Raw genomic sequence first — 14,917 nt, forward strand, 5'->3', positions numbered from 1 at the left:
CTGGTCGCATGCTGGCCCGAACCGGAAATCAGTAATCCACGAGTTGATGCTCGCGCAAATACGCGAGGATCACTTGTGCTTTTTCGACGGAACTCCCTTCAATTACGACGCTGCCGCCGCGGCTTTCGGTCGTCGTCGCCGAGAGCATGCGGGCGTGGCCCGAGCGCTTCTCGGCGGCGGCAAGGCGCACGGGTTTGGCGGTCGCGGGACGGGTCGTCCAGGCGAGGTCGTCGGGGTTGGCGGCGTCCGGGCTTCCGGCATCCGGGCTTCCGGCATCCGGGCTTCCGGCATCCGGGCTCCCGGCGTCCGGGCGTCCGGGCGCTTCTGTCGCGACCGGACGGATCGTGCCTTCGCGCAGCCTTGCATAGGCGTAGCTAGGCGCCGTGTTGGCCATCGGATGCACCGCGATCAAAGCCGGCAAGCGCACTTCGACGCGGCGGCGCAAGCCCTTGGGCATGAATTGCCTGACTTCGGCACAGCCGTCGCGGAGCGTCAGATCGACTGCGGCACCAACCAACGGCATGTCCAACGCACTAGCGATGCGATACGGCAGCATGCCGCTATCGAACGCGCCTTCCGCGCGAGTGCCGGTCAATACGAGGTCGTAACCGCGCAGACGTTTAGAGAGCGGCGCTATCGCATCACCTTGCGATTCAGGCGTTGCCAGCACTTCCAGCACCTCGACAGCGCGCGCACCGAGCGCGAGATATTCCTTCAGCGCCGGATTCGCCGGATCGCCCGCGTGCAACACGTCGAGCGTCGCGCCGTGCGTTTTGGCGAGCGAGAGCGCTATCGTCAGCGCGGCGGCGTCGTTGCGGCTGTAACGCGCCGTGCCGCTAACCGGGTGCCGCCCAACGGAAACCAGTACGGCGATCTTCATGCAAGCGCTCCTTCCGCAACAGCCGTTGAACTCAATAGCGCGGCTCCGGTACCGCGTGCCGTGCGTGCAGCCGCCGCGGCTTCGTTCAGTGCCGCGATGGTTTCCTGCGCGTCGGCGATAACGGTCAGATTTGCGCGTTTGGCAATCGGCGCGCTGGCGTCGAGATTCACGGCGATCACGTGCCGGCAATCCTTGATGCCCTGCAGATGCTGAACCGCGCCAGAAATACCGAACGCGATATAAACGCTCGCTTCGACGGTCTTGCCGGTGGCGCCGATCTGCTTGTCGCGGGTGAACTTGCCGTCGTCCACAGCGACGCGGCTTGCGCCGATCGCAGCGCCTAAAGTGGCCGCAAGACGCTCGAACGCTGGGACGTCGCTGACGCCATTGCCTGCCGAAACGATGAAGTCCGCCTCTTCGAGCGCAAGCTGGGCGGCGTCGATCTCCTCGATGCCAAGATCGCGGACGACACCTTTGGCGGAAGCCGGTTCGCCATCGAAACGCCACGCCACTCGCTCGCCTGCGCCGACAAACGGCAACTTTGGATCGACTGCATTCGGTGCAAGCAAAACAACCTCGGGCAGTGAGCGTATGGCGAACGCTGTATTCGTCTGGATATACGCGGCGACGTGTGCCGCATCGATCTCGACGACATGCGTCGCCACGCTCGCGTTCGCGGCTGCCGCATAACGGCGGCCGAGGTCGCCGTCACCGGTGGCATTGTCGGGCAGGAAAATGTGCACCGGCGCATAGGCCGCGACGCATGCGGCCAGTGCGTTCAATTCGTCCAGCGGCGCGAAAACACGGCGATCGAACATTGGCAACTCGATCAGCTTGTCGGCGCCGAGCGCGGCTGCGTCGCCGATGAACTCGCCGAATACGAGCAACACGACTTCGGTTGTCGCGTCCGCGATCAACGCGGCGGCGGCCAGGGTCTGGCGCGCGTGATCATCCAGCGCGCCGCGGTCCGCGTGAGCGGCCACCAGCAGCACGCGCTGCGGCGCGGCCGTCGTGCGGCGCGGTTTCGCGTGCTCGCGATGCGCTGACCCCGTCGGGCCATGCGCCGCGAATTGCATCGCGTCGGCGACACCCGTCAGACCGAGCGTAATCCGCTTGAGCCCATCGGCCGTAATCGTGAACGGCCGGCGCGGGTCGATTCGTTTGAGATTGTTCATCGCGTTACTCCAGCGCCGCTGCAACCAGTTCGGCGATGTCCAGCACTTCCGGACGCGGGCCGACCACGCCTTCGAGCATCGCCGTGCAATTCGGGCAACCCACCGCGACGATCTCCGCGCCGATCGCGCGCGCGTCGTCGATACGGATATCCGGAATGCGCCGCTTGCCCGGAATATCGGTCAGGGGTGCACCGCCGCCCCCTCCGCAACACCGTCCGCGCATGCCGTTGCGCTCCATCTCGACCACCTTGATGCCGATCGTTTTCAGCAAGCGGCGCGGCGCTTCCGTCTCACCGTTATAGCGGCCCAGATAGCACGGATCGTGATACGTGATCTTGCGGTCTGCGAACGCGGCGACCGCGCGCGGCGTCAGCTTGCCGCTCGCGACCAGCTCTTCGATCAACGCCGTGTGGTGCTGCACCTCATAGAAACCGCCGAGTGCGCGATATTCGTTGCGCAGGCTGTGCATCACGTGCGGATCGGCGGTAACGATCTTGCGGAACGAGTACTGTGACAGCGTGCCGATCAGCCGTTGCGCGAGTTGCTGGAACGTCGCCTCGTCGCCGAGACGGCGAGCGGTATCGCCGGTATCGGTTTCGACGCCACCGAGCACGGCATAGTCGATCCCTGCGCGGTTCAGCACCTTGATCAGCGCACGCAGCGTGCGCTGATAGCGCATATCGAAGGCGCCTTCGCCGGCGATCAACAGCACGTCCACCGGACGTCCCGGTTGCGCGACCTGCACTTGCAGATCGACCGCCCAGTCGTAACGCGCGCCGATGTCATAACCGTTCGAACTGCCGGTCTCACGCAGATTCGCGAGTGTGATCGGGCCTTTGCCGGGTACGCTGCCTTCGACCAACGTCTGGTTGCGGCGCATATCCACGATCGCGTCGACGTGTTCGATCAACATCGGGCATTCCTGCACGCAGGCACGGCAGGTGGTGCATGACCACAGCGTGTCAGCTTCGATCAGGCTCGACACGAGCGGTTTGCCCGGCGCGCCGCCGTGTTTGCCGACCGGAATGCCCGGCGTCGGACTGCCCGCATAAGCCTCGTCCGTGCCACCGACCATGCCCGTGACGAGATCCTGAATCAGCTTCTTCGGGTTAAGCGGCTGCCCGGCGGCGAACGCGGGGCAGGCCGCCTCACACTTGCCGCACTGCACGCAGGCGTCGAAGCTCAGCAACTGGTTCCAGCGAAACTCGACCGGCTTGCCGACGCCATACTCCTTCGCGTCAAGCAACGGCGCTTTCAGCGCGGTCGGCGGCACCACATCGTTGTCGTTCCGCTCGGCAAAGCGCTCCTGACGCGGATGAAACGCGAGGTGCAGCAGACCGGCGAGCGCATGCTTCATCGGACCACCACGTGCCGCGCCGAATGTCATGGTGAACGCGCCAACCGCGATTAGCAACGCGACGATAATCGCCAGCGCACCCGACATCGCCGCAGCAGGCAGCGCGATGAACAGCGCCAAACCGAGCGCGAACGAGCCAAGCAGTAGCGGCAGATGATCCCAAGGTCCACGCGAGAGTCGTGCCGGCACGGCCTTCGCACCATGCCGCCGACGCCAGACGAACACCGCGCCTACCAGCATCACCAGCGCTGCCAGAAAGATCAGCCTGTCGAGCCACGGTGAATAGATGGCGAGACCGTAGTTGACGAATACCAGCGCCATCGCGAGGATCGCACCGCCCGCCGTCGCTACGTGCGTCTTCGCGATGTACGGGTCACGCGCGACCACATGGTGCAGGTCGACAAAATAGCGCTTCGGGATCGCCAGCAGATTGGTCCAGCCGTACGCGCCCGCGGCCGTGGCGCGGCCTTCGCGCCAGTACGCAGCGCGTTTGGCGAGCGCGAATGCGAGACCGGCCACCGACAACCACAGCAGGATGGTGATGACAAACACGGGGCTCATCGTCAGAAATCCTTGCAAAGGCGCAGCGCGTCGTAGATCGCGCCGTGAATGTTGTGCATGGAAATACAGTCGCCGACGCGGAACAGCAGGAAGCGGCCGTTGCCGAGTTCTTCGCTGAGCGACGGTTGCGGTTCGGACGCGAAGAGCTTGTGCACGTCCACCTGGCCGTGATTCACCGACTCGGGCTTGAGCTTCCAGTAGAGTTCGTCGTTCGGCGTGCTGCCGTTCTCGATCACCACCTGATCGACCGCGCGTTCTTCCTGCTCTTCGGTGTACTCGTTGCGGATCACGGCGATCTTCTTGCCGTCTTCCTCGTAGACCTTGTCGAGCCAGTAGTTCGGCGTATGAATCACACCTTGCGCATAGAGACGCCGATAGAAAATCGGGAACGTGGTGCCGCCGACGTCATCGGCGACCTTCACGTCGGGCGTCACGATTTCGACGTTCGAGCCACGGCTCGACATGAAATCCGCGACGCCAGCGCCGGCGTGTGTGCTGACGCCGTCATAAACCAGCACGTTCTTGCCTGGCTCGACCTTGCCGGATAGCACATCCCATGAACTGACCGCGAGTCCTTCTTCCACGCCCCACGCCGCCACTTGCGATGTGAACGACGAACCGCCCGTGGCCAGCACGACGATGTCCGGCTTCTCGGCCATGATGGTTTTTTCGTCAGCGGCGACACCGAGACGGCGGTCAACGCCGAGGCGTTTCGTTTCCATATCGAACCAGCGCACGATGCCGGCCATCTGCTCGCGCTGCGGCGCTTTTGCGGCCAGCATGATCTGACCGCCGACGTAGTCGTTCTTCTCGAACAGCACCACGTCATGGCCGCGCGACTTCGCCACGCGCGCCGCTTCCAGTCCAGCCGGACCTGCGCCGACCACGACCACCTTGCGCTTCGGCCCACCTGTCTTCGCGATCACGTGCGGCATCGTTTCTTCTCGCGACGTCGCGGCGTTCTGTACGCACAGCACGTCCAACCCGTTGTACTGGCGGTCGATGCAATAGTTCGCGCCAACGCATTGCTTGATCTCGTCTTCGCGGCCGTCGCGGATCTTGATGACCATATGCGGATCGGCGATCTGCGCGCGCGTCATACCGACCAGATCGACCATGCCGCTCGCCAGCAGACGTTCTGCCTGACCCGCGTCGCGGATGCTTTGCGCATGCATCACCGGCAGCTTCACCACCGACTTGATACCGGCGGCGAGATGCACGAACGGTTCAGGCGGCAACGCCATCGGCGGCATGCAGTTTGCCAGCGTGTTGTGCGTGTCCGCGCCCGAACCGATTACACCCAGGTAGTCGATCAGGCCGGTTTCGCTCATCGCCTGGGCGATTTCTTTCAACTGTTCGTGATCGAGACCGTCTTCATGGAACTCGTCACCACACATACGCAGACCGACACAGAAATCCGCGCCGACCGCTTCGCGCACGGCCTTCAACACTTCCGTGCCGAAACGCAGGCGGTTTTCGAGCGAGCCGCCCCATTCGTCGGCGCGGAAATTCGTACGCGGGCTCCAGAACTGATCGATCAGATGCTGGTGGGCCGCCGAAATTTCGATGCCGTCCATGCCGGCATCCTTCACGCGCTTCGCTGCCGCGGCAAAGTCCGCGATGATGCGGCGAATCTCTTCCACTTCGATGATCTTCGCGTTGCCGCGGTGCACCGGCTCACGCACGCCCGACGGCGACATCAGATGCGGCCAGTGCTCGCCATGAAACGCCGAGCGGCGGCCCATGTGCGTGGCCTGGATCATGATCTTCGCGCCGTGCCGATGCATCGCTTCGGCGAGCCGCGCAAGCGGATCGATGATCTTGTCGCTCGAGAGATTCACCGACTTCCACCAGCCTTGCGGGCTGTCGATCGACACCGGGCTCGAGCCGCCGCACACGGCGAGGCCGACGCCGCCCTTGGCCTTCTCTTCGTAGTAACGGATATAACGGTCGCCGGGCAGACCGCCCGGTTCCGCATACACCTCAGCGTGCGCGGTGCTGACGATACGGTTGCGCAAAGTCAGCTTGTTCAGCGTGAGAGGCTTGAAAAGGTTCGGGTAACGCATCGCGATCGACCTCGGAATGAATAGGCTGTGTGCGGCTATGTGCGTCGCTGTTACGACGCGAGCGGCGACACTTCGAAGACGCAGTGATCGTGGCCTTCAGCCGCGCAGCGCGCTTCCTTCGAATGGGACGGCGGACCCTTGCGAGCAGAATCCGGCGCTGTGTCGTTGACCCAGTCCATCGCGCCCGCAAACCAGCCGGCGAACATGTAGCAAAGCTTGCCTTCCTTGCCCGGTTGCGCAAGCACGAAAGACGAGTGATGCAATTCGATGCGAGCATGCGAGCTGGACGGATCGGCTTCCGCGATCGTGAAGATGCCCCAGCCGCGTTGCGAGAGGCGTTTCAGGTAATGCTCGAACACCGCCATGCCGGAAAGGCCGTGCTGTTTCGCTTCCTTGTCGCACCAGAAATACGCGGACTTGTAGCCGGCCTTGTAGAGGATCTCGGCATACGTGTCGATGCCGAGCGCTTCCTCGACGGCCGTGTGGTTGTTCGTGAAGAAGTGACGCGGCACGTACAGCATCGGCAGCGCGTCGGTCGTCCAGACGCCGGTGTTCGGATCGACGTCGATAGGCAGTTGGGGTTGCATGTGGGAGGCTCCGTTTTTTATCGGTTCAGGTTAGGGGAATGAAGAATCAGACCTTCCAGACTTCGCCGAACACCCGTACCCAGTTTTCGCCCATGATCTTCTTGATGCGCGTCTCGCTCCAGCCGGCGCGTTCCATCGCGGCCGTCAGGTTCGGAAACTCGCCGATCGTGCGAATGCCTTCCGGATTCACCACCTTGCCGAAGTTCGTCAGCTGGCGATAACGGCCCTTGTCGTGCGTGATCCAGTCGAAGAACTCGGTGCTATAGCCTTGCGTGAAGTCGGTGCCGATGCCGACCTGATCCTCGCCGATCAGGTTCACCACGTAGTCGATGGCTTCGATATAGTCTTCGACCGTCGCGTCCGGGCCGCGCTTCAGGAACGGCGCGAACATCGTCACGCCGACGAAACCGCCTGCATCGGCGATCTCTTTCAGTTGCTCATCGCTCTTGTTGCGCGGATGCTCTTTGAGACCCGACGGGCAGCAATGCGAGTAGCACACCGGCTTGTTCGACGCCGCGATCGCTTCCGACGACGTCTTGCCGCCCACGTGCGAGAGATCGACCATGATGCCGACGCGGTTCATCTCCTGAATCACTTCACGGCCGTAACCCGACAGCCCCCCGTCGCGTTCATAGCACCCCGTGCCGACCAGGTTCTGCGTGTTGTAGCAAAGCTGGACCACGTTCACGCCGAGATCCTTGAAGGCCTCGATATAGCCGAGGTTGTCTTCGAACGCATGCGCGTTCTGGAAGCCGAAAATGATGCCGGTCTTGTTCTCTTTCTTCGCGCGCAGGATGTCGTCGGTGGTGCGCACGAGCGTCAGGATCTCGCCGTATTCGCGGATCTGCTGCTTCATCTCGGCGATGTTGTCGACGGTCTTCTGAAAGCTTTCCCAGACCGACACCGTGCAGTTCACCGCGGTCACGCCGCCCTTGCGCATGTCTTCGAATACCGAGCGCTCGAACTTCGAAATGTTCAGACCGTCGATGATGATGCTGTTGTCGTGCAGAGTGCTCATCGTTTGCTCCAGGCGTGCTTAGTAGAGTGCTTAGTAGATGGGAAAGCGTTCGCACAGCGCGAAAATCTCGCGGCGCACGCGTTGTTCGGTCGCGGCATGGCCTTCCGGGTGATCCCGTAGCGCGTCGAGCACCTCGACGATCAGCCGCCCGACTTCGCGGAATTCGCTCACGCCAAAGCCGCGCGTGGTGCCTGCCGGCGTGCCGAGGCGAACGCCGGACGTGACCGTCGGCTTCTCGGTGTCGAAAGGAATACCGTTCTTGTTGCAGGTGATGCCCGCGCGTTCCAGCGCCTGCTCGACCTGATTGCCTTTGAGGCCCTTCGGGCGAAGATCGACCAGCAGCAGATGGTTATCCGTGCCGCCCGTCACCAGATCGACGCCCCCCGCTTTCAGCACGTCGCCCAGTGCCTGCGCGTTGGCCAGCACGTTGTCGATGTAGGTCTTGAAGCCCGGTTGCAACGCCTCGCCGAACGCGACCGCCTTGCCGGCAATCACATGCATCAGCGGACCGCCCTGCAAGCCCGGGAAAACTGCGGAATTGATTTTCTTAGCGATGTCTTCGTCATTCGTCAGCACAAAGCCGCCGCGCGGACCGCGCAAGGTCTTATGCGTGGTCGACGTGACGACGTGCGCGTGCTCGACCGGATTCTGGTGACGCCCGGCCGCGATGATCCCGGCGATGTGCGCCATATCCACCATCAGCTTCGCGCCCACGCCATCGGCGATTGCGCGCAACCGTGCAAAGTCCAGTGCTCGCGGATAAGCCGAGAAGCCGGCGATCAGCAGCGCCGGTTTGTGCTGCTGCGCGAGTTCCTCAATCTGCTCGTAATCGATCAGCATCGTGTCGCGATTCACGCCGTATTGCACCGCGTTGAACCACTTGCCCGACATCGCCGGCTTGGCGCCGTGGGTCAGGTGACCACCCGCATCGAGCGACATGCCCAACACCGTGTCGCCCGGCTTTACCAGGGCGAGCATCACCGCGCCGTTCGCCTGCGCGCCGGAGTGCGGTTGCACGTTGGCGAATTTCGCGTTGAAGAGCTGCTTGATGCGATCGAGCGCCAGCGTTTCGATCACGTCGGCGTATTCGCAACCGCCGTAATAGCGCTTGCCCGGATACCCTTCCGCGTACTTGTTGGTCAGCACCGAGCCTTGCGCTTCAAGCACCGCGCGCGACACGATGTTTTCCGACGCGATCAATTCGACTTGCGACTGCTGGCGCTCCAGCTCTTTCAAAATGGCGCCGCGCACCGCCGCGTCACGCGTGGCGAGCGATTCTTCGAAGAAAGGATTCGGGTTCGACATGGAAGGTCCGTGGGGTGGTTGGCGGAAGACCGGAAGCGGCTGTGAAGCTGGCTTTGAAGCCCTGCTGCTACCGCTCTGCATTGCGTCTATTCTTGACGCTTGCCCCGCGCGCCAATTTACGAATTCAGACGCGTTCTTTGCCTTTTCCGCCATGAGCGTCCTTTTTCGACAAGTCGCCATGACCGTTTTAGAACGGTCGTTAGCCTTTCGCGTTTTTGCTGCACTGCAGCTGATCGTTGTGCGCAGTTCGGGTGCGTATCCGCGTGCCGGTAGCTCCGTTCTGGTGCCGGATGTTTAGCTATCCAACTTTATTGATGGGCAACCGAGGGTTTAGCCTGATGGCATGGTAGTTGCCCTAGTCCTCAGAATTACAGGAGTCGCCGCCCCCCACGGCGACGCGACATTACAGATTCGAAGGAATCATTTCCCCCATGTCCACCGATCGCACGGCGTCGCTGTCGCATTTCGCATTCATGCCGGTTCCGAACTTCACGATGATCGCGTTCACCAACGCGATCGAAGTCCTCCGCATGGCGAACTACCTGACGGGACAAACGCTTTACCGCTGGTCGATCGTGAGCCCCGAAGGTGGCCCGGTGACGGCGAGCAACGGTCTCGCCGTCGATACAGGTCCAGTCGAATGTGTCGGGCAGCCGGATATTGTGTTCGTGGTCGGCGGTATCGACGTGCAGCGCGCCACGACCCCGGCCCATCTCTCCGCCTTGCGCCGCTTCGCCCGCACGGGCAGCGTGCTCGGCAGCCTGTGCACCGGCACCTATGCGCTGGCGCGCGCCGGTTTGCTGGCCGGCTATGCGTGTGCGATTCACTGGGAGAACATGTCAGCACTCAAAGAAGAGTTTCCCGACACGCGCTTTCTGAAAGAACTGTTCGTGATCGATCGCGATCGCGTCACCTGTACGGGCGGCGTCGCGCCGCTCGACATGATGCTCAACCTGATCGCGCCGCGTGTCGGCACGGCACGGGTCACGCAGATCGCCGAGCAGTTCATCGTCGAACATGTGCGCGATACGAGCGCCCAACAGAAAATGCCGCTGGTGGCGCGGCTCGGGTCGGCCAACAAGTCGCTCTTCGAAGTGATCTCGCTGATGGAGAACAACATCGAAGAGCCGCTTTCACGCGAAGAGCTATCGCGGCTCGCCGGCATGTCGCAACGGCAATTGCAGCGCCTGTTCCGCGAACATCTGGGCATGACGCCGACGCATTACTATCTGACGCTGCGCCTGCGGCGCGCCCGCGAGTTGCTGCTGCAAACCGACATGTCGATCATGCATATCACGATGGCTTGCGGCTTCCAGTCGGCTTGCCACTTCTCGAAGAGTTATCGCGACGCGTTCGGCACCGCGCCGACGCGAGAACGGCGCAAGCAGGCGCCGTCGCTGGCTGCGATGCCGGTGCTGGCGGCCTGATTCGGTTGTCCCACCGATACACTTTGCGGCCCGAAAACATGACGCGTTGAGCAGGTGTCCGCTCAACGCGTACGCCTTGGCTGCGCTGCGCAGCCCGGCGCGACAAAGTCGGGCGAGACCGCGAACGCGATCCCGCCGCCTGCCAGCTTCAGGCCGCCTTCAACAGCCCGTGCGGGTCGATCACAAACTTCCTCGGCGCGCCGCCATCGAACTGCCGGTAGCCCTCAGGTGCCTCGTCGAGCGATACGACCGTCACGTTCACAATGTCCGCAATCGGCAACCGGTCCCACAAGATCGCCTGCATCAGATTGTGGTTGTACTTCATCACCGGCGTCTGTCCGGTATGGAACGAGTGTGACTTGGCCCAGCCGAGACCGAAGCGTATGCTCAGGCTGCCTTTACGGGCAGCGGCATCGGTAGCACCCGGATCATCCGTCACGTAGAGCCCTGGAATGCCGATCGCGCCGGCCGCGCGGGTGATTTCCATCAGCGAATTGAGTACCGTGGCCGGCGCCTCCTCATGCGAGCCGCTGCTGCCGTGACCGTGCGCCTCGAAACCGACGCAGTCCACCGCGCAATCCACCTCGGGTTTGCCGAGAATCTGCTCGATCTGCTCGCCCAATGTGGCGTCCTTCGACAGATCGATAGTCTGGAAACCCATCTTGCGTGCATGCGCGAGACGCGCCTCATTCATATCGCCCACGATGGTGCAGGCCGCGCCCAGCAGACGCGCCGAAGCGGCCGCCGCCATCCCCACCGGCCCTGCGCCCGCAATATAGACGGTCGCGCCGGGTTTCACGCCCGCCATCACCGCGCCGTGATAACCAGTCGGCAGAATGTCGGACAGGCACGTCAGGTCGCGAATTTTGGACATCGCCTGGGCATGGTCGGGGAATTTCAGCAGGTTGAAGTCCGCGTACGGCACCAGCACGTACTCAGCCTGCCCGCCGATCCAGCCGCCCATGTCGACGTAGCCATAAGCCCCGCCTGCGCGCGACGGATTCACGTTCAGACACACACCGGTATGCTGCGCCTTGCAGGTCGGGCAGCGTCCGCAAGCGACGTTGAACGGCACCGACACCAGGTCGCCGATCTTCAACGTTTCAACGTCGCGGCCCACCTCGATCACCTCGCCGGTGATCTCGTGGCCGAGTACCAGGCCGACCTCGGCGGTCGTGCGGCCGCGCACCATGTGCTGATCGGAGCCGCAAATATTCGTGCTGACCACCTTCAGGATCACGCCGTGGCCGATTGACCGGCCACGCGGATCGACCATCTTCGGAAAGTCGATCGACTGCACTTCCACCTTGCCCTGCCCTAGATACACGACACCGCGATTGCTGCTCATTTGCCTGTCTCCATGTCTTGTGAGCGGCGCGCCCGACTCGATGTGGCGCGCCGTTCAACGAGCGTAGCGCCCACTGAAACAAAGGACATGCACCGAACGCGACACCGGTTTGGCAGGAACCGACACACCAGTTGCAGCCGTGTGATCTGCTATTCTCACTTTCACCCATTGGCAACGCGTTTCGAGAATGCCATTGGCCCCGCTATTGCGTGCAGGCGACACGCTGGTCGCCTGGAAATTCGATCGCCTGGATCGTAGCGTCAAGGGCGATAGGTGCCCGCATCCGCGCGACCTTAATTGCCAGAGCCCAAATACGCATTTCCCACGAGGATCCCTTCATGCGTTTTCCATCAAGACGAGCGCTCGTATCCGTCATGTTGCTCATCGCCACGCAGACCGTGTGTGCTCAAACCCCGAAAACCGTACTCCTTGAGGACCTGACCTGGACCGAACTGCGCGACCAGATTCAGGCGGGCAAGACCACCATCCTCATCCCCATCGGCGGAACCGAGCAAAGCGGCCCCGACGTCGCGCTCGGCAAACACAATGCACGCGTCAAGGTGCTGTCGCAGCGTATCGCCGAGGGCCTCGGCAACGCGATCGTCGCACCGGTCATCGCCTACGTGCCGGAGGGCGGGTATGCTCCGCCAACGTCGCACATGCGCTTTCCCGGCACGATCACCGTGCCGGACGACGTGTTCGAAAAGACGCTGGAATCCGCCGCCAACAGCTTCAAGGTTCACGGTTTCACCAACGTCGTCTTTCTCGGCGACCACGGCGGCTACCAGAACGATGTCCGGCGCGTCGTAGCCCAGCTCAACAAGAGCTGGGCCGGCTCCAGCGCCCGCGCATTCGTGCCTCCCGCGTACTACGGCACCAGCTCGGACGGCTACGCGCAGATCTTGCGGCAGCACGGCGTCAGCGATGCCGAGATCGGCACGCATGCAGGACTCGCGGATACCTCGCTGCTGCTGGCGGTCGCGCCGCAGATGGTGCGGCTCGAGCGCCTGCGAAACGGTCCGAAACTGGGACCGGCCGACGGCGTCTATGGCGGCGACCCGCGGCGCTCGAGCGTTGAACTCGGTCAATTGGGCATTGACGCGATCGTGTCACGGACTATCGACGACATCAGGAAAGAGACCGCAAGCCGTTAAAGCAGTCGACAGCCCCCTGCTTCCGTCCCCGATCTCCCACTCACTCGATAACGGAATTCACCATGCAATTGTGCTCTCCCCGCTTCTCGCGCGTTGCAACGGCCGTCGCCCTCGCGCTGGCCGGTTTCTGCGCCGCCGGCGCTGCATCGGCTGCATCGGCTGTCGCAACGGTGGCCGGCATGCCGCCCGTGGTGAACCCCGACAACCTGTACAGCGAAACGGCCGCCGGCCATATGAGCGCCGCGGTCGCCGGCGCGTTGCCGCGCGTCTATGTGCCGAACCTGCGTTCGAACGACGTCTACGTGATCGATCCGGCCACGCTCAAAGTGGTCGACAGATTTCACGTCGGCTTCAGTCCGCAGCACGTCGTCCCTGCATGGGACCTGCAAACGCTGTGGGTGGCCAACAACGCCGAAGGCCGCCCCGACGGCAGCCTGACCCCGATCGATCCGAAGACCGGCAAGCCCGGTAAGGCGATCATGGTCGACGATCCCTACAACATGTACTTCACGCCGGACGGCAAAGAAGCGATCGTGGTGGCCGAAGCGCACGCGCGACTGGACTTTCGCGATGCGCACACGATGGCGCTGAAATCGAGTCTCGAAGCGCCGCAGTGCAAGGGCATCAATCACGCCGATTTCTCGATCGACGGCAAGTACGCGATCTTCACCTGCGAATTCGGCGGCAAGCTGGCCAAGATCGATCTCGTCAACCGCAAGGTCGTGGGCTACCTCGAACTCGACAGGAAGGGCATGCCCCAGGACATCCGCATCTCGCCGGACGGCAAGGTGTTCTATGTTGCCGACATGATGGCCGACGGCGTCCACGTGGTCGACGGCGACAGCTTCACGAAGATCGGCTTCATCAAGACCGGCGTCGGTACGCACGGCCTGTACCCGAGCCGCGACGGCACCCGGCTCTATGTATCCAATCGCGGTTCCAATCGCGTGCACGGACCGAGACATGGCAAGGGCAGCATATCGGTGATCGACTTCGCAACGCGCAAGGTCGTCGCAAACTGGCCGATTCCAGGCGGCGGCAGTCCCGACATGGGTAATGTCAGCGCGGATGGCAAGATGCTGTGGCTGTCCGGCCGCTTCGATGACGTTGTCTACGCGATCGATACGACGACCGGCTCCGTCAAATCGATTCCGGTTGGCGCGGAACCGCACGGGCTCACGGTCTGGCCGCAGCCTGGGCGTTATTCACTCGGCCACACTGGCAATATGCGTTGACCCAGTGATCGGCAACCGGGCCGCGCGGCCACGGTGAAATGCATTCCATCGATGCATAGCGAAGAGCGACGGCGCGTTAGGCGCCGTCCTTCCATAGCGCCCACGATTTCACCGATGCGCCCCGTTTTTTATTGATTGACCGTTCAATATAAAAAAACTAATATGGCCCATCGAATACTTGGGTGGCCGGCCTGCGCCTGTCACCTCTAGCACCATGCCCAAACTCGGAATGCGCGAAATCCGCCGCGCCCAACTGATCGACGCAACACTGCTGACCATCGACCAGACCGGTCTCGCCGGTGCGACGCTCGCCTCGGTCGCACAGCGCGCGAGCATTTCCACCGGCATCGTCAGCCACTATTTCGGCGACAAGGACGGTTTGCTCGAAGCCACCATGCGGCACGTGCTGCGCGACCTGTGGCAAGCCACGTCGAAACGGCGCCGCGCGGCAAAGGCAGATCCCCGCTCGAAACTGCGCGCGGTCGTCGCGGCGAATTTCGACGCGGAGCAGACCAGCAGCCCCGTGATGAAAACGTGGCTCGCGTTCTGGTCCGAGAGCATGCACAAGCCGCAATTGCGGCGGCTTCAGTACGTGAACACGCGCCGCCTGAACTCGAACCTGTGCGCGGACTTTTCCAAAGCACTGCCGCGCCCTGCGGCACGCCGTGCGGCGAGCGGTCTGGCGGCGTTGATCGACGGACTATGGCTGCGCGGCGCTTTGTCCGGTGAGCCGTTCGATACGAAGGCTGCACTGCGTGTGGCAAATGAGTACATCGACCTGGTGCTGGAAGCACGCAACTAGAT

At 62.9% G+C, this 14,917-nt stretch carries 13 protein-coding genes; 5 read left to right on the forward strand and 8 right to left on the reverse strand.

Annotated features, from left to right (window positions below; genetic code table 11):
- Positions 1-28: 28 nt before the first annotated feature.
- From KHO31_RS29405 to KHO31_RS29435, 7 genes are read right to left on the reverse strand one after another with little or no spacing between them, the layout of a single operon-like run.
- Positions 29-880, reverse strand: a complete 852-nt coding sequence (locus KHO31_RS29405) for an adenine nucleotide alpha hydrolase family protein (RefSeq protein ID WP_211624721.1) — start codon at positions 878-880, stop codon at positions 29-31.
- Positions 877-2,055 (reverse strand): electron transfer flavoprotein subunit alpha/FixB family protein, encoded by a 1,179-nt coding sequence (locus KHO31_RS29410; protein ID WP_211624723.1) that lies wholly within the window; start codon positions 2,053-2,055, stop codon positions 877-879. Before KHO31_RS29410 ends, KHO31_RS29405 begins: the two co-directional genes overlap by 4 nt.
- Before the next feature lie 4 nt (positions 2,056-2,059).
- Positions 2,060-3,973, reverse strand: coding sequence for a (Fe-S)-binding protein (locus KHO31_RS29415; RefSeq protein WP_201086306.1), 1,914 nt, complete (start codon positions 3,971-3,973; stop codon positions 2,060-2,062).
- A gap of 2 nt (positions 3,974-3,975) precedes the next feature.
- Positions 3,976-6,039 (reverse strand): NADH:flavin oxidoreductase, encoded by a 2,064-nt coding sequence (locus KHO31_RS29420; RefSeq protein WP_201086305.1) that lies wholly within the window; start codon positions 6,037-6,039, stop codon positions 3,976-3,978.
- 50 nt (positions 6,040-6,089) lie between these two features.
- Positions 6,090-6,626, reverse strand: a complete 537-nt coding sequence (locus tag KHO31_RS29425; RefSeq protein WP_201080688.1) for a DUF5943 domain-containing protein — start codon at positions 6,624-6,626, stop codon at positions 6,090-6,092.
- Positions 6,627-6,672: 46 nt separating this feature from the next.
- Positions 6,673-7,644 carry a dipeptidase gene (locus tag KHO31_RS29430; RefSeq protein ID WP_074287570.1) on the reverse strand — a complete coding sequence of 324 codons (972 nt, stop codon included), beginning with the start codon at positions 7,642-7,644 and terminating at the stop codon, positions 6,673-6,675.
- A 30-nt stretch (positions 7,645-7,674) separates the two neighbouring features.
- Positions 7,675-8,949 carry a serine hydroxymethyltransferase gene (locus tag KHO31_RS29435; protein WP_201080686.1) on the reverse strand — a complete coding sequence of 425 codons (1,275 nt, stop codon included), beginning with the start codon at positions 8,947-8,949 and terminating at the stop codon, positions 7,675-7,677.
- Here KHO31_RS29435 and KHO31_RS29440 point away from each other — a divergent pair.
- Together KHO31_RS29440 and KHO31_RS29445 are read left to right on the forward strand one after the other, a co-directional pair.
- A complete protein-coding gene (locus KHO31_RS29440; RefSeq protein WP_211624725.1) occupies positions 8,948-9,247 on the forward strand; it encodes a hypothetical protein in 300 nt (99 codons plus the stop codon). The two genes, KHO31_RS29435 and KHO31_RS29440, sit on opposite strands and share 2 nt — an antisense overlap.
- Before the next feature lie 133 nt (positions 9,248-9,380).
- Positions 9,381-10,376: a GlxA family transcriptional regulator gene (locus KHO31_RS29445; protein ID WP_201080682.1), complete on the forward strand. Its 996-nt coding sequence runs from the start codon at positions 9,381-9,383 to the stop codon at positions 10,374-10,376.
- Positions 10,377-10,524: 148 nt separating this feature from the next.
- Here the strand turns inward: KHO31_RS29445 and fdhA are convergent, their stop codons facing one another.
- On the reverse strand, positions 10,525-11,724 hold the full coding sequence (fdhA, locus tag KHO31_RS29450; protein WP_201080680.1) for a formaldehyde dehydrogenase, glutathione-independent: 1,200 nt from the start codon (positions 11,722-11,724) through the stop codon (positions 10,525-10,527).
- 338 nt (positions 11,725-12,062) lie between these two features.
- Between fdhA and KHO31_RS29455 the strand changes: the two genes are divergently transcribed.
- The 3 genes from KHO31_RS29455 to betI all read left to right on the forward strand — a co-directional run bounded on the left by KHO31_RS29455 (position 12,063) and on the right by betI (position 14,915).
- Positions 12,063-12,878, forward strand: coding sequence for a creatininase family protein (locus KHO31_RS29455; protein WP_201080678.1), 816 nt, complete (start codon positions 12,063-12,065; stop codon positions 12,876-12,878).
- Positions 12,879-12,940: 62 nt separating this feature from the next.
- Positions 12,941-14,113 carry a YncE family protein gene (locus tag KHO31_RS29460; RefSeq protein WP_201086303.1) on the forward strand — a complete coding sequence of 391 codons (1,173 nt, stop codon included), beginning with the start codon at positions 12,941-12,943 and terminating at the stop codon, positions 14,111-14,113.
- A 214-nt stretch (positions 14,114-14,327) separates the two neighbouring features.
- Complete coding sequence (gene betI / locus KHO31_RS29465) at positions 14,328-14,915, forward strand: transcriptional regulator BetI (RefSeq protein WP_211624727.1); 588 nt, start codon at positions 14,328-14,330, stop codon at positions 14,913-14,915.
- Positions 14,916-14,917 lie beyond the last annotated feature (2 nt).

It is taken from the genome of Paraburkholderia domus, from assembly GCF_905220705.1.
Classification (GTDB): domain Bacteria; phylum Pseudomonadota; class Gammaproteobacteria; order Burkholderiales; family Burkholderiaceae; genus Paraburkholderia; species Paraburkholderia domus.

Bases quoted from the DNA above. Each gene is read 5' to 3' on its own strand.
- fdhA (WP_201080680.1), bottom strand. From the start codon at position 11,724: ATGAGCAGCAATCGCGGTGTCGTGTATCTAGGGCAGGGCAAGGTGGAA.
- KHO31_RS29440 (WP_211624725.1), top strand. From the start codon at position 8,948: ATGGAAGGTCCGTGGGGTGGTTGGCGGAAGACCGGAAGCGGCTGTGAA.
- betI (WP_211624727.1), top strand. From the start codon at position 14,328: ATGCCCAAACTCGGAATGCGCGAAATCCGCCGCGCCCAACTGATCGAC.
- KHO31_RS29445 (WP_201080682.1), top strand. From the start codon at position 9,381: ATGTCCACCGATCGCACGGCGTCGCTGTCGCATTTCGCATTCATGCCG.
- KHO31_RS29425 (WP_201080688.1), bottom strand. From the start codon at position 6,626: ATGCAACCCCAACTGCCTATCGACGTCGATCCGAACACCGGCGTCTGG.
- KHO31_RS29415 (WP_201086306.1), bottom strand. From the start codon at position 3,973: ATGAGCCCCGTGTTTGTCATCACCATCCTGCTGTGGTTGTCGGTGGCC.
- KHO31_RS29410 (WP_211624723.1), bottom strand. From the start codon at position 2,055: ATGAACAATCTCAAACGAATCGACCCGCGCCGGCCGTTCACGATTACG.
- KHO31_RS29430 (WP_074287570.1), bottom strand. From the start codon at position 7,644: ATGAGCACTCTGCACGACAACAGCATCATCATCGACGGTCTGAACATT.
- KHO31_RS29460 (WP_201086303.1), top strand. From the start codon at position 12,941: ATGCAATTGTGCTCTCCCCGCTTCTCGCGCGTTGCAACGGCCGTCGCC.
- KHO31_RS29435 (WP_201080686.1), bottom strand. From the start codon at position 8,949: ATGTCGAACCCGAATCCTTTCTTCGAAGAATCGCTCGCCACGCGTGAC.
- KHO31_RS29405 (WP_211624721.1), bottom strand. From the start codon at position 880: ATGAAGATCGCCGTACTGGTTTCCGTTGGGCGGCACCCGGTTAGCGGC.
- KHO31_RS29420 (WP_201086305.1), bottom strand. From the start codon at position 6,039: ATGCGTTACCCGAACCTTTTCAAGCCTCTCACGCTGAACAAGCTGACT.
- KHO31_RS29455 (WP_201080678.1), top strand. From the start codon at position 12,063: ATGCGTTTTCCATCAAGACGAGCGCTCGTATCCGTCATGTTGCTCATC.